Below are 13922 nucleotides of genomic sequence, written 5' to 3' on the forward strand. Positions count from 1 at the left end.
ACCGGTTACGCCTCCTCGAAGGTCTGGTCGAAGAACTGGTTCAGCCGCGTTTGCGCGGTTTCGCGCACCGCTGCAACCGGAATCTGTTCGACCAGCTCGTTAATAAAGGCCATGGTCAGCAGGACATTGGCTTCACGCCGGGCGATACCGCGGGATACCAGGTAGAACAGGGACGCTTCGTCTAACTGGCCGATGGTGGCGCCGTGGGCGCATTTAACGTCATCGGCATAGATTTCCAGTTCCGGCTTGGTATCTATCTCTGCACCGTTGGACAGCAGCAGGTTCTTGTTGTTCATATCCGCATTGGACTTCTGGGCGTCCTGGTGAATATGAATCCGGCCATTAAAGATCGCGTGGGACTGATCCGCCGCAATATTGCGGTAGGTTTCCTCGCTGTTGCAGTGGGCCGCGATATGCTCAATCGTGGTGTGATTGTCGTAATGCTGCTTGCCCTGGGTGACCACCACGCCGTTCAGTTTGCACTCGGCACCTTCGCCTTCCAGGCGAACCTGCAGGTCGTGCCGACGCAGCGGGCCGCCAAAGCCGACGCAGTGGCTCTCAAAGCGGGAGCTGCGCTGCTGGCGGACACCGGTAGCACCGATGTGCTGGACGTTCTCGCCTTCCATGTTCAGGCGAATGCTGGTGACGTTGGCGCCATCGGCCAGGGTGAATTCGGACACGGTGTTGACCATCACCGGCTCAGAACCGCTGGAAATGTACTCTTCCACCAGGGTGATCTGACTGTGCCGGCCCGCATCCACATAAATACGCGGGAACGCCGACCCGCTGGCGTCTGCAGTTACTTCGTGCACGATAAATAGCGGCTGGTCGAGCACGGCGTCCGGTGACAATCGGATCAGCAGGCCATCTTCGAAACGTGCCGAGTTCAGGCGCGCCATCTGCACGGCGTTGTTGTCCAGGGTGCTGTCCAGGCGATCGGCCAGCTCAGCGGCTTCGTCGTCACTGAGGTCGTCAAAGCTCTGGATGGTGATGCCATCCAGGTCCGGGTACTCGCTGGCTTCCGGGATCATGACCCCGTTCAGGAACGCCACCTTGTAACCGGGCACCGCCAGGCTGCTGCCAGTCTTGCCATCGGCGGGCAGGGCGTTAGCCATCTCGTCGGTTAGCTTCAGGAACTTACTGGAGTACTTCCAGTTTTCCGTTTTGCGCGTGGGCAGTGGCATGTCGACCAGGGCCGTGCCCCGTTGCTTGCGCAGTGCCACCAGCGGCTCCGGCAGGGAATGCCCGACCGGATGCAAAAACGCGCTGGAAAGAGTGGGTGCTGGTTTCATTCCGCGAGCTCCTTAGTTGCCAGAACCGTTAGCTGAACTGTCGGCAGTTTCTTCATCCTTGATGCCGAGCCAGCCGTAGCCGCGTTCTTCCAGCTCCAGGGCCAACTCACGGCCACCGGATTTAACGATCTTGCCACCGGCCAGCACGTGCACGTAATCCGGCACAATGTGGTTCAGCAGGCGCTGGTAGTGAGTCACCATCAGAATGGCACGGTCTTCGGCACGCAGAGCGTTAACGCCATTGGAAACGACTTGCAGGGCGTCAATGTCGAGGCCGGAATCGGTTTCGTCCAGAATCGCCAGCTTCGGCTGCAGCAGCAGCGCCTGCATGATCTCGTTGCGCTTCTTTTCGCCGCCGGAGAAGCCTTCGTTCACGCCGCGCTTCAGGAAAGCGGGGTCAAGGTCGACCTGCTTGGAAACTTCCTTGGCCAGCTTCATGAATTCCGCTGCGTTCATTTCCGGCTCGCCGCGGTGGGTGCGCATGGCGTTCACCGCGGTGCGCAGGAACTGCAGGTTGCTGACGCCGGGGATTTCCACCGGGTACTGGAAGGCCAGGAAGATGCCTTCGCGGGCGCGCTCTTCGGTTTCCAGGTCCAACAGGTTCTCACCATTCAGGGTGATCTCGCCGCTGGTGACTTCAAATGCTTCGTTGCCTGCCAGCACCTGAGACAGAGTGCTCTTGCCGGAGCCGTTCGGCCCCATGATGGCGTGAACTTCCCCGGCTTTGATCTCCAGGTTGATGCCTTTGAGGATTTCCTTGTCCTCAACGGATGCGTGCAGGTTTTTGATGCTCAGCATTTGTGGCGTTCTCTCTTCGTTAATCTGTATGAATTCGTTTAAACGTGTCCGGGTCTCGCGCTGCCGTTAACCGACCGAGCCTTCAAGGCTGACTTCCAGCAGCTTGCCGGCTTCCACCGCGAACTCCATCGGGAGTTCCTTGAAAACCTCTTTGCAGAAGCCGTTGACGATCATGGAGACGGCCTGCTCGGGTTCGATGCCGCGCTGACGGCAGAGGAACATCTGCTCGTCGCTCACCTTAGAGGTGGTGGCCTCGTGTTCCACGATGGCGGACTTGTTCTTGCTTTCGATGTACGGGAAGGTGTGGGCGCCACAGCGGTCGCCGATCAGCAGCGAATCGCACTGGGTAAAGTTGCGCGCACCTTCAGCACCCGGGCCGAATTTAACCAGGCCACGGTAGGCGTTAGAGCTTTTGCCGGCAGAAATACCCTTGGAGATGATGGTGCTGGACGTGTTCTTGCCCATGTGGATCATCTTGGTGCCGGTGTCAGCCTGCTGGTAGTTGTTGGTCAGCGCGACGGAGTAGAACTCACCCACGCTGTTTTCGCCACGCAACACGCAGCTCGGGTACTTCCAGGTCACGGCAGAACCGGTCTCGACCTGGGTCCAGGAAATCTTGGAGTTTTTGCCGATGCAGGCGCCGCGCTTGGTGACAAAGTTGAAGATGCCGCCTTTGCCTTCTTCGTCGCCCGGATACCAGTTCTGCACCGTGGAGTACTTGATCTGGGCGTCGTCCAACGCTACCAGCTCAACCACTGCGGCGTGCAGCTGGTTCTCGTCCCGCATGGGCGCGGTGCAACCTTCAAGGTAGCTGACGTAGCTGCTGTCTTCGGCAATGATCAAAGTGCGCTCAAACTGGCCGGTATTGGCCGCGTTGATGCGGAAGTAGGTCGACAGTTCCATCGGGCAGCGAACGCCTTTGGGCACGTACACGAAGGTGCCGTCGGAAAAGACCGCGGAGTTCAGGCCAGCGAAGAAGTTGTCGCCCGCCGGAACCACTGAGCCAAGGTACTTTTTGACCAGCTCCGGGTAGTCCTGAATCGCTTCTGAAATGGAGCAGAAGATAACGCCCGCTTTCGCCAGAGGCTCTTTGAACGTGGTGGCCACGGACACTGAGTCAAACACCGCGTCTACCGCCACGCCTGCCAGCTTTTCACGCTCGTGCAGGGGAATGCCCAGCTTTTCATAGGTCTTCAGCAGCTCCGGATCCACTTCATCCAGGCTCTGGGGCATGTCTTCTTTGCGCTTGGGAGCGGAGTAGTAGGAAATTGAGTTGTAGTCGATTTTTGGGTAACCAACGTGGGCCCAATCCGGCTCTTCCATCTCGAGCCAGCGACGATACGCCTTCAGACGCCACTCCAGCATCCACTCCGGCTCTTTCTTGATCCCGGAAAGGCGGGCGATAACGTCTTCATTCAGTCCAGGCTCAAAGGTGTCGGCTTCAATATCGGTTACGAACCCGTGTTCGTATTCCCGTTTGATTAGCTCGTTCACCTCTTTGTCGGTGGTCGCCATGGTGGTCGCTCCGTATTCTCTCATCTCGGGCGTCTGCGCCCTTGGTGTGCCGACGATCCGAGGTGTCTCGGCGCCGGTCGTATGTCATCAGTTTGGGTGTTGCAGTGGTCGTTCGTTCCTTGAATACGCCCTGCAATCGATTTTTGGATGACGGGTCGTGAAGGCCGGGTGTTGAAAAATCAGTAGAAAAACCGGCAAAACCCGTTGCTTCTGGCGAGCGATTATACAATACCAGAGTAAAATAGTCAGGTATTAAAATGATCGAGTCGGAATTATACCGTAATCGGGGCGCCGGGCACCAAGGCAGTGCTAATCGCGGTAATAGAGACGGCCTTAAAGCGTATTCAGGAGGGGCATCGTTAGACCAATGGCTATTCGCTGGTTCGGTACAGATCATCGAGATTGGTGGAGTAGCGAATGTCCATCAGTTGCCAGCCATTGCCGCCGGCCTGGTAGTAGGTAAATTGCCAGGCCAGAGCGGCGCTCTCGAATTTTTGCAGCCAAGTCTCCCGGGTGAAATCATCGGCAATGATCTCGGTTTGCACTCGGGAACTGCCAACCGGTTCTCCGATGCTCTGCCGGAGTTGCTGCAAGTAGGTCGCCGCCTCTTTGGCGGCGTTGTCATGGCTGTCGCTGGGGCCTGTCAGCACCGGGCGAACGCTGTTGTAGGCGGCTATGGTGCGCCCGCTGGCGATCATGTCCATGAACGCGCCGGTCTGCTGCCGAATGTCCTCTCGGCTGGTGAGGCTCTCCGCGCTGATTATGAAGCTGGCGGCTGCCAGCCAGGGCAGGGCAAAAAGAGGTAGTTTGGCGTGCACGTGACAGGTCTCCCATGGCTAACTGTGATCAGGGGCCTGGTGCGCCGGGCAGTCATTCCGTCGACCAATGCAGGCTGCAAAGCTGCTTTTGTGAGTGTAGTCCAGTTCTGGCCGGGCAAGGAGATCGTTGGGCGGTCATGAAATGTGTCTGAAACAGGTAGCGTCTAACCTCGGGGCATGGCTAAAAGGTCTAATTGATTCCTTTCAGCGAACGCGTGTACGCTGACTGGGGTGGTCTATCGACCCCGTTGGATACTAGGAGGGAATGTCCATGGCGTCAGAATCTCTGAGCCGGGAAGGAGTGCGGGTAAATTTGAGTGCCCGTGTCAGTCTGCTGATCAGCACCCAGCTTGCCCGTGGCAAGGTAGGTGTCGAGGCGGTGGCGTCCCAGCTGCACATGAGCCGCTATACCCTGCACAAGAAACTGAAGCGGGAAGGGCTGACCTTCGCGCGCCTGCTGGAAGATGTCCGGCGTACCCAGGCGTTGAACTACATGCAGGATAAAACCAAGCCGCTGGTCGAAATCGCCGAGCAGCTTGGCTTCTCTGAGTTGAGTGCATTCAGCCGGGCCTTCAAGCGCTGGATGGGCACGTCGCCGGCTGAATACCGCTCGGTCAGATTTTCCTGAAGGTTATACCTTCTTGAAAATCAGTGTGGCGTTGGTGCCGCCAAAGCCGAAGCTGTTACTCATCACCAGATCCAGGTTCTGGTTGTCCATACGCTCCCGCACGATCGGGTAGCCCTCGGCGCCTTCATCCAGATTCTGAATGTTGGCAGACGGTGCAATGAAGCCTTCGCGCTGCATGATCAGGCTGTAGATCGCCTCATGCACGCCGGCAGCACCCAGCGCGTGACCGCACAGAGGCTTGGTTGAACTCAGCGGTGGAATCTTGTCACCGAAGGTTTCTTTCAGAGCCTTGAGTTCGGTGACATCACCGGCCGGGGTGCTGGTGCCGTGCGTGTTGATGTAGCTGATCTCGCCGTCAACATTCTTCATGGCCTGCTGCATGCAGCGGATAGCGCCTTCGCCGCTGGGGGCGACCATGTCGGCGCCGTCTGAAGTTGCGCCAAAGCCAACCAGTTCACCCAGTATGGTGGCGCCACGGGCTTCCGCGTGCTCGAGAGCTTCCAGAACCAGGGTTCCGCCGCCGCCGGAAATGACAAAGCCATCGCGATCCGCGTCATAGGTGCGGGACGCCAGTTCCGGGGTGTCGTTGTACTTGGTGGACAACGCGCCCATGGCGTCAAACAGCAGGCTCAGGCTCCAGTGAATGTCTTCACCGCCGCCGGCCAGCATGATGTCCTGGCGGCCCAGGGCGATCAGGTCTGCGGCATGGCCGATAGCGTGCGCACTGGTGGCACAGGCTGAGGTGATGCCGTAGTTAACGCCGGTGATGCCAAAGGCAGTAGAGATCGAAGCGTTGATGGAGCTGCCCATGGTGCGCGGAACCCGGTACGGACCGACCCGGCGAATGCCTTTTTCGCGATGGGTATCGATGGCATCCAGCAGTTCCACAGTCGAGGCGCCGCCAGTGCCGAAAATAGCACCGGTGGTGTTGGCCTTGATCTGCTCTTCACTCAAGCCGGCCTGTTCGATGGCTTCGCGGGTGGCCAGGTAGGTATAACCGGAGGCCGGGCACATGAATCGAAAGAGTTTTCGATCGATCAGCTCAGCCAGGTTGAGGTTGATCTGGCCGCACACGTGGCTACGCAGGCCATTGTCCCTGGCTTCCTCACTGAATCCGATGCCTGGGCGGGAATCCCGCAGAGACTCGGTGACTTCTTTCTGATTGGTGCCAAGGCTGGAAACAATTCCCATGCCGGTGATAACAACACGACGCATCTTGTTAACTCCTAAAAATCATCGGTGGAAGAGAACATGCCAACCCGAAGGTCTTTGGCGGTGTAGATCTCTCTTCCGTCCACTTCCATGCTGCCATCCGCGATGGCCATGGTGAGCTTGCGATTGATCAGTCTTTTGATATCGAGACGGTAGGTGACTTTCTTGGCCGTCGGGAGTACCTGGCCAGTGAACTTCACTTCACCCGCACCCAGGGCCCGGCCTTTGCCTTCGCCGCCATTCCACGCCAGCAAGAAGCCAACCAGCTGCCACATGGCATCCAGGCCCAGGCAACCGGGCATGACCGGGTCATCGACAAAGTGAACTTTGAAGAACCACAGGTCCGGGTTAATGTCGAGCTCAGCGACCAGGCTGCCTTTGCCATACGCACCGTCGTCGAGAGCGATGTGGGTAATGCGGTCGACCATCAGCATTTCGTCGATGGGCAGGCGCATGGAGCCCGGGAAGAGCTTGCCATGCCCGCATTTGATCAGGTCTTCTTTATCAAAATGATCCGGGTTCATAGTGCCAGTGTCTCTGTTACAGAATGATTTACTAATACTGTAGCGCGTATCTGGCAATGAGCTATTGACCTTTAGTGGATGTTTGCCGGTGCAGCCGATATTTCACATAAGGTTTCAGGATAATTCGTCGGAAATTTGTAAGCCCGGTTTTGCGGTCAAGCTAGAACGGAGTGGTGCTGGAAGTTTGGTGAGCTTAAAGAAGCTGAGCACTGAGCTCGACGATCGCAGAGAGGCCATGGCCCTTGTTTCGCTCAATGATCAGGTTTCCGCCGTACCGACCGACGATATCGTTAACGATAGCCAGTCCGAGGCCATGGCCCGATATCTGTTCGTCCAGCCTTAATCCACGTTTTCCGAGTTTGCTTAACGACTCTTCGGCGACTCCTGGTCCGTCGTCGCTGACGGCGATCACCATCCTCCCCTGGTCATCCCTTAACGATAGTTCGACACAGTGGGCGGACCATTTGCCAGCGTTATCCAAAAGATTGCCGAGAATTTCGTTGAGGTCGTGCTGTTCGATGGGCCAGTGGGTTTCTTCCGTCAATTCAGTGGATAGCTCAAACGATTTCTCAGGGTACAAACGCCCAAGCATCCACAGCAGGTCTCTGGCTTGATCAACGGGTCTTGAGCTTTTTCCGGCCTGAGGACCGGCAAACCGGCTGCGGCGCATTTCGGCTTCAAGTTGTTTGTCGAGATTGCCAAGTCGGGATCCCATCTCTTGTCTCAGATCATCATCAAGTGTTCGGGAGGTGTCTTCGAGGACCTGCCTGACCGCAGCAATGGGCGTTTTAACGCTATGGGAAAGATTAGCGAGTGCATCACGGGAACGTTCGAGTCTTTGATCCAGTGAATCGAGGACCTGGTTGAGTTGTTGCACGAGGGGGCGAAATTCCTCAGGGGCTCGCACGTTAATTCGCGTTACCTCTCCGGTTTGTAGCTGTTTCAGTGCAGCCTGGAGTGAACCGATAGGCCGCATTGAGAGTGTGATTGCGACCCAAATCACTCCCACAAGTAACATAATCAGCAAGAGAGACACGATTGCGGTCCAGGCATGCAGCTCCGCCTGACTGTCGTGCAACGCGGCCATGTCTTCCGCAACAATGACCACGAGACGTTCACCAGCTACCTGGAAAGATTTCCGGAACGCCAGTATGTCGGAGGGCGCGTTTAGGATTTTGCTGTTTCGGACTCTAACTGTTCCCGGCTGGCCTGGCTCAAGCAGCGGGCCGAGCAGCGCCGCCCAGGATTGCGGTGAGACCAGGGTTTGAGTCGGAGATTGAATGGCGAAGGCGTGGTGAAAAACTTCCTGGAAATAGTCACCCGTCTGGAGATTGCGTATCTTGCCGTCCGATTCGCGAATCTGGTGTTCCAGAAAGGCAACTTCGTCTTTCAAGCGGCTTTCGACGAAGTCCCGGGACATTCGCTCAAGCAGCAAACCGTGCACCAGCCAGGCGATGGCCATCAGGAGGATGCCTGACGGAAGCAAGAGGGCGAGAAGTGTTCCTTTGATTGATGTGGGTTTTCTAAAGAGTGTCATCAAACAGATATCCCTGGCCGCGTCGCGTTGCGATGGTGCTAGCGCCCACCAGTTTCCGCAGGCGGCGGATATAGGCCTCGATGACATTGTCACTCGGGCTCTCGTTCAGGTTATAGAGCTGTTCCATAAGCTGTTCTTTGGAAAAAACCTGGCCGGGGCGGCTCATTAAACAACGGAGTAGACGGAACTCGGTGCCGGTCAGGCTGTGCTCTGCACCGTCGTCCATTTTCAGGGTTTGGCGATTTTCGTCCAGTTCAAAGCGACCTGCTTTTACCGAGGACTGCACTCGTCCTTCACTTCGCCGCACGATGGCGTTCAGTCTGGCGATCAGTTCTTCGGTCTGAAATGGTTTGGCGAGGTAGTCGTCGGCACCTGCTTTCAAGCCGTTCACCTTATCTTGCCAGTCGCCCCGTGCAGTGAGTATCAGAACCGGGAAATTTGCGCCGTTCATTCGCCACTGCCGTAGCACGTCCAAGCCGTTTCCGTCTGGCAGCCCCAAGTCCAGAATGCCAACGCGATAGTCTTCTTGCTGGCCCAGAGCCATCGCTTCTCTGGCCGTTCGCGTGGTGTCTACGCTGAAGCCCGCCTTCTCCAGTTGGCCAGAGAGGCCGTCAGCCAGCAAACGATCATCCTCGACCAACAATAATCTCATCGATTACTTCCTTCCCAATAAAGTCCGTATCGCCGTGAGTGTCACCGATTAATCTGAATTCAGCCTGAACAGTTAATTATTCGTCATTTTCAGAAAGGATTCAGGTTGATGAGCGATGGTACCTATCGTACCCGCTGGGCGCTCGTGTACCGAGCAAGCAGCCATTTTTTCTTTTGGGTCATTTCACTGGAGACGTGCTGATGAGTGCATCAAGATTCGCCTTAGCGACACTGGCTATGTCGCTTTCGCTGTCCGCCATGGGCGCGGATTCCCACCACAGCGGCCACGGGCATGGTTGGTCCGGAGGCGAGCCGGGTAAGGCTTCTGCAGTCAGCCGCACCATAAACATCGACATGCATGATAATTATTTCGAGCCTGAGTCCATTGACGTCAAAGCAGGTGAAACCGTGCGCTTTGTGGTATCGAACAAAGGCAGCCTGGTGCATGAGTTCAATGTTGGTACGCCGGACATGCATGAGGCCCGGCAGGTGGAAATGAAGATGCTGGTGGAGCACGGCGTCATCCAGGGCGGTGCGCTGAATCACGCCATGATGGAGATGGATATGGGGGGCGGCCACTCCATGAAGCAGGACGACCCGAACAGTGTGTTGCTGGAACCAGGCGACAGCAGGGAGGTCGTGTGGACGTTCACGGGTGCGGGCGATCTTGAGTTTGCCTGCAACGTTCCGGGCCATTATCAGGCTGGCATGTACGGCGATGTGAACGTTAACTGATTTGCCGTTACCGGGTGCGGGGAGCCAGTTGCGCGCTGGCTTCTCGGGCGGTAGCACGAACTTTGAGTGGTTGGGAGTAAATGTCCATGAAGACGGCCTTTCTGGCAGGTGCCTTAAGCCTGCTGCTGCCCACGATGGGGGTGGCGGGAGAATACAATCTGACGGTTGACCGAGTCGAAATTGACACCGGGGACTTTGTGAAAACGGGTATTGGTTATAACGGCGCATCCCCCGGGCCGGTTCTCCGCTTCAAGGAAGGTGAGAACGTTTCAATCAATGTGACCAACAATCTGGATGAGATGACGTCCATCCATTGGCACGGGTTGATCCTTCCGTTCGAGCAGGACGGTGTGCCGGGTATCAGCTTTCCGGGCATCAAGCCAGGGGAAACCTTCACCTACAACTTCCCTATTACCCAATCGGGCACCTACTGGTTCCACAGTCATTCGGGTTTCCAGGAACCCGATGGCGCTTACGGTGCCATTGTCATCGAGCCTGAAGGGCGTGAACCCTTCCGGTATGACCGTGAATACGTGGTCCAGCTAACCGACAAACACCCGCACTCGGGTGATCGCATCATGCGCAATCTGAAAATGATGCCGGACTATTACAACCGTGAGCAGCAAACGGTGGGCGAATTCTTTTCAGACGTTTCCGACCAAGGCTTCATGACGACCGTTAAGGATCGCCTGGCCTGGGGTGGCATGCGCATGATGAAAGCCGATGTCGAAGATCTGCAGGGCTTTACCGGCCTGATTAATGGCAAGGGGCCAGAGCAGAATTGGACGGGACTGTTTCAGCCGGGCGAGCGGATTCGCCTGCGTTTTATCAACTCGTCAGCCATGACCTATTTCGATGTTCGGATACCTGGCCTGGATATGACCGTCGTTCAAGCAGACGGAAACAATGTTCAACCCGTCAGTGTGGATGAGTTTCGAATCGGTGTGGCGGAAACCTACGATGTCATTGTGAGGCCCAGGGACGAGAAGGCCTATACGATTTTTGCTGAGTCCATGGGGCGCTCCGGCTACGCGAGGGCAACGTTGGCGCCGAAGGAAGGCATGGAGGCGGCAGTGCCGAAACTGCGCGATCCGGCACGCTTGACCATGGCCGATATGGGCGGAATGCACGGGATGGATCACGGCGACATGGCAGGCATGGACCATTCCACTATGGGCGAAATGGATCATTCCGACATGAAGGACATGGACCATTCAGGCATGAAGGGAATGGATCATTCAGGCATGAAAGGCATGGATCACTCAGCGATGGGCCACGGCTCGGAGATGACGGCGGGTGGCGCCAGCGATCCTTTCTATGCCGAGGGCAGTGGCCTGATTCCAACGGCAGCCAATGGCGGCAAGTTCCTGTCTTATGCTGATCTGAAAGCGCAAAAGCCTCTGTACGAAGAACGCGAAGCCACTCGGGAGATTGAGCTGCGTCTGACGGGCAATATGGAGCGCTACACCTGGAGTATCAACGGCGTTAAATATGAGGATGCGGACCCGATTCGGCTGCAGTACGGTGAACGGGTTCGGTTCAAATTCGTTAATGAGACGATGATGACGCATCCCATGCACCTGCACGGCATGTGGTCGATGCTGGATGTTGGCGCGGGTCAGTTGAACCCAGTCAAGCACACCATCAGTGTTCAGCCGGGTACGACGGTTTATATGGAAACCGAGGTGGATGAGCCTGGTCAGTGGGCTTTCCATTGCCATCTTTCCTACCATGCGGCGGCCGGTATGTTTCGCAAGGTTATTGTTGAGGGCGGCCCGGAGAGCACCCAGGCTGCTGAAGGAGATGTCGGGCAAGCGGGAGGTGAAGCATGAGTCGTTGGATCTCACTGACTGCGATCGTTTTGTTGGGCTGGGGGGGCATTCCAACAGTGGCTTCCGCCCAGGAACGGATGGAGGACACCACCGCACGAAAAATGCCACTCAAGGTCTGGGGGGCTCAGTTTGAAGAGTTTGAATACCGCTACAGCGACGATGACGAAGAGCTGGGCACCTGGAGCGGGGATGTCTTCTATGGCACCGACGATCTGAAGCTTCGCTGGCTCACAACAGGTGAGTACGCCATCGACGAGCAGGCTTATGAAAAGCTGGAAAATCAGCTGGTTGGCCAAGTGCCAATATCTGACTTCTTTGATGCCAAGGCCGGAGTACGGTTTGATACGCCAGAAGGGCCCGACCGCACTTACGCCGTTGTTGGGATCTCGGGGCTTGCCCCTCAATGGGTTGAAATTGACGCCAGTCTTTACGTCAGCGAGAAAGGCGATGCCTCAGCCGAGCTGGACGCTGAGTACGAGCTCTTGCTGACCAATCGGTTGATTCTTGCAGCTGCGCTTGATGCGACGGTGGCCTTTAGTGAAGATCGAGAAATCGGGGTCGGCAAGGGCTTGGTGTCCACTGAAACCGGGCTAAGGTTAAGTTATGACCTGATCGACCGATCCTTCTCTCCTTATATCGGCGTGGTTCATGAGCGCACATACGGGGACTCAGAGGACTTTGTAAGAGCAGCGGGCGGCGATGCTGAAAGCTGGTTTGCGGTGGTTGGTGCCCGGCTTTCATTTTGATGGCTCGCACTGCGCTGTTAAATAATTTAAATAGAACCAGGGGGAGGTGAAAAATGCGCATCTTGTACAGCATTGTTATCGCGGGTGTCGTGCTGGCAGTGAGCGGTTTCGCTTTCATTCACAGTGGCATCTACAACGTCACGGCGATGGAAGAGCACAGCCCTTTGGGCAAGTGGGCGCTTCACACCACGATGAAAAACTCGGTGGAAGCGAGGGTCTCAGAGGTCGAGGTGCCGAGTAATCTGGCCAGCGAAGAGATGATTCGCCAGGGCGCCCGCGCCTATGACCAGCTTTGCGTTGCCTGCCACTTGAAACCAGGCTTGGAGGATACGCTGCTTCGGCAAGGCTTGAACCCAACGCCACCGTCATTGGCGGAAGCGGGGCACTTCGGGCCGGCCGAGCAGTTTTGGGTTATTAAGAACGGCATAAAAATGACGGGGATGCCCGCGTGGGGCGTCACTCATGACGATGAGGACCTGTGGGAAATCACGGCATTTATCCAGCGCCTGCCAAGCCTCTCAGTGGCGGAATACACTCGCCTGATTCAGCCTGAACCGGGTATGCAGGCCAAGGCGGACGACGGCCATGATCATGACCATGGCAATATGGACGGCATGATGGCTGGAGGGGCATCATCGCATGGCGAATCCCCACACGGCGAGCCAGGCCACCACAGTGACGAAGATCCGAAAACGGCGAGTGAGCCGAAAGTCGACGACCATTACTCGGATGGCCACACGCATTGAACAGCGTTAAAACCTAATTCCGCTGTCTCTCAAGGCTCGTCTACCGCTCTATTTTCGCTGTCAGTTCGTCGAGCTTCCGCTGGACGTTATGCAGCTGCTTAACGATTTCGTCCCGCTCATCGTGTGCCTTCTGGGCCTCCTGGGCATTCTGCTCTTCGCTCATCACTTCCAGAATCGCACCGATCATCATGTTCAGGAACACGAACGCCGTCAGGAAAATGAAGGTCAGGTAGTACAGCCAACTGAGCGGGTAGGACTCCATGGTGGCGTACATGACGTCGGTCCAGTCTTCGAAAGTGGCCACCCGGAACAACGTCAGCATGGCAATGGCCACGTCGCCCCACAGGTCCGGGTCAACCTTGGCGAAAAAGATCGAACCCATGGCGGCGTAGATGTAGAAGATGATGAACATCAGCAGGGCGATGTAGCCCATGCGCGGAATCGCCTTCAGCAACGAATTGATCAGGAAGCGCAACTCCGGCACCACTGACACCAGGCGCAGGACCCGGAATACCCGCAGCAAACGGCCCAGCAACACCGCGTCAGAATTGTCGAGCGGGATCAGGCTGCCGATCACCACGATGGTGTCGAACAGGTTCCAGCCGTCCATCAAAAACCGACGTTTGGCCGGGCAGGCGGCGAAGCGAAAGAGAATCTCGATCAGGAAGAATGCAGTGATGGCGTTGTCCATCCCGGTCAGGGCTTGCTCCACAAATGGTGGCAAGTCGTAGGTCTTGGCTCCGATGGTCAGCGCCGACAAGATGATGATGGCAATGACAATGCCCTGAAACAGCTTGCTGGACTCAATCCGGCGCAGGTGCTCGGACGCCGAGGAGGGGCTTAATTCGGATGACATGGCTGACATCGACTCCAGATGATTTACGAAAG

General features: G+C 56.7%; 14 protein-coding genes. 5 read left to right on the forward strand and 9 right to left on the reverse strand.

The window, feature by feature from the left end; translation table 11 throughout:
• Positions 1 to 5: 5 nt before the first annotated feature.
• The 4 genes from sufD to FGO67_RS05710 all read right to left on the reverse strand — a co-directional run bounded on the left by sufD (position 6) and on the right by FGO67_RS05710 (position 4423).
• On the reverse strand, positions 6 to 1292 hold the full coding sequence (gene sufD / locus FGO67_RS05695; RefSeq protein ID WP_203299704.1) for a Fe-S cluster assembly protein SufD: 1287 nt from the start codon (positions 1290 to 1292) through the stop codon (positions 6 to 8).
• Between the two features lie 12 nt (positions 1293 to 1304).
• Positions 1305 to 2090, reverse strand: coding sequence for a Fe-S cluster assembly ATPase SufC (sufC, locus tag FGO67_RS05700; RefSeq protein WP_203299705.1), 786 nt, complete (start codon positions 2088 to 2090; stop codon positions 1305 to 1307).
• A gap of 66 nt (positions 2091 to 2156) precedes the next feature.
• Positions 2157 to 3605 carry a Fe-S cluster assembly protein SufB gene (gene sufB, locus FGO67_RS05705; protein WP_203299706.1) on the reverse strand — a complete coding sequence of 483 codons (1449 nt, stop codon included), beginning with the start codon at positions 3603 to 3605 and terminating at the stop codon, positions 2157 to 2159.
• Between the two features lie 371 nt (positions 3606 to 3976).
• Entirely contained in the window at positions 3977 to 4423 is a 447-nt protein-coding gene (locus FGO67_RS05710; RefSeq protein WP_203299707.1) for a hypothetical protein, read from the reverse strand.
• 271 nt (positions 4424 to 4694) lie between these two features.
• On the opposite strand from FGO67_RS05710, the gene FGO67_RS05715 reads away from it, so the two are divergent.
• Positions 4695 to 5051: a helix-turn-helix transcriptional regulator gene (locus FGO67_RS05715; protein WP_203299708.1), complete on the forward strand. Its 357-nt coding sequence runs from the start codon at positions 4695 to 4697 to the stop codon at positions 5049 to 5051.
• 3 nt (positions 5052 to 5054) lie between these two features.
• Here the strand turns inward: FGO67_RS05715 and fabB are convergent, their stop codons facing one another.
• The 4 genes from fabB to FGO67_RS05735 all read right to left on the reverse strand — a co-directional run bounded on the left by fabB (position 5055) and on the right by FGO67_RS05735 (position 8976).
• Entirely contained in the window at positions 5055 to 6266 is a 1212-nt protein-coding gene (gene fabB / locus FGO67_RS05720; RefSeq protein ID WP_203299709.1) for a beta-ketoacyl-ACP synthase I, read from the reverse strand.
• 11 nt (positions 6267 to 6277) lie between these two features.
• Positions 6278 to 6787 carry a bifunctional 3-hydroxydecanoyl-ACP dehydratase/trans-2-decenoyl-ACP isomerase gene (gene fabA / locus FGO67_RS05725; RefSeq protein WP_041339271.1) on the reverse strand — a complete coding sequence of 170 codons (510 nt, stop codon included), beginning with the start codon at positions 6785 to 6787 and terminating at the stop codon, positions 6278 to 6280.
• A gap of 193 nt (positions 6788 to 6980) precedes the next feature.
• The gene (locus FGO67_RS05730; RefSeq protein ID WP_203299976.1) at positions 6981 to 8324 is read right to left on the reverse strand and encodes an ATP-binding protein; all 1344 of its coding nucleotides are present in this window, start codon (positions 8322 to 8324) and stop codon (positions 6981 to 6983) included.
• Positions 8311 to 8976 (reverse strand): response regulator transcription factor, encoded by a 666-nt coding sequence (locus FGO67_RS05735; protein ID WP_203299710.1) that lies wholly within the window; start codon positions 8974 to 8976, stop codon positions 8311 to 8313. The genes FGO67_RS05730 and FGO67_RS05735 overlap by 14 nt, the downstream gene beginning before the upstream one ends.
• Positions 8977 to 9176: 200 nt before the next feature.
• On the opposite strand from FGO67_RS05735, the gene FGO67_RS05740 reads away from it, so the two are divergent.
• From FGO67_RS05740 to FGO67_RS05755, 4 genes are all read left to right on the forward strand, one after another.
• Positions 9177 to 9710, forward strand: a complete 534-nt coding sequence (locus tag FGO67_RS05740) for a cupredoxin domain-containing protein (protein ID WP_203299711.1) — start codon at positions 9177 to 9179, stop codon at positions 9708 to 9710.
• A gap of 86 nt (positions 9711 to 9796) precedes the next feature.
• Positions 9797 to 11542, forward strand: coding sequence for a copper resistance system multicopper oxidase (locus FGO67_RS05745; protein WP_203299712.1), 1746 nt, complete (start codon positions 9797 to 9799; stop codon positions 11540 to 11542).
• Positions 11539 to 12288 carry a copper resistance protein B gene (locus FGO67_RS05750; protein ID WP_203299713.1) on the forward strand — a complete coding sequence of 250 codons (750 nt, stop codon included), beginning with the start codon at positions 11539 to 11541 and terminating at the stop codon, positions 12286 to 12288. The genes FGO67_RS05745 and FGO67_RS05750 overlap by 4 nt, the downstream gene beginning before the upstream one ends.
• A gap of 53 nt (positions 12289 to 12341) precedes the next feature.
• Complete coding sequence (locus FGO67_RS05755) at positions 12342 to 13034, forward strand: c-type cytochrome (RefSeq protein WP_203299714.1); 693 nt, start codon at positions 12342 to 12344, stop codon at positions 13032 to 13034.
• A gap of 40 nt (positions 13035 to 13074) precedes the next feature.
• Here the strand turns inward: FGO67_RS05755 and FGO67_RS05760 are convergent, their stop codons facing one another.
• Positions 13075 to 13890, reverse strand: coding sequence for an ion transporter (locus FGO67_RS05760; protein WP_203299715.1), 816 nt, complete (start codon positions 13888 to 13890; stop codon positions 13075 to 13077).
• Between the last annotated feature and the right edge of the window lie 32 nt (positions 13891 to 13922).

The sequence above is a fragment of the Marinobacter sediminum genome (assembly GCF_016820575.1).
Lineage (GTDB): Bacteria > Pseudomonadota > Gammaproteobacteria > Pseudomonadales > Oleiphilaceae > Marinobacter > Marinobacter sediminum.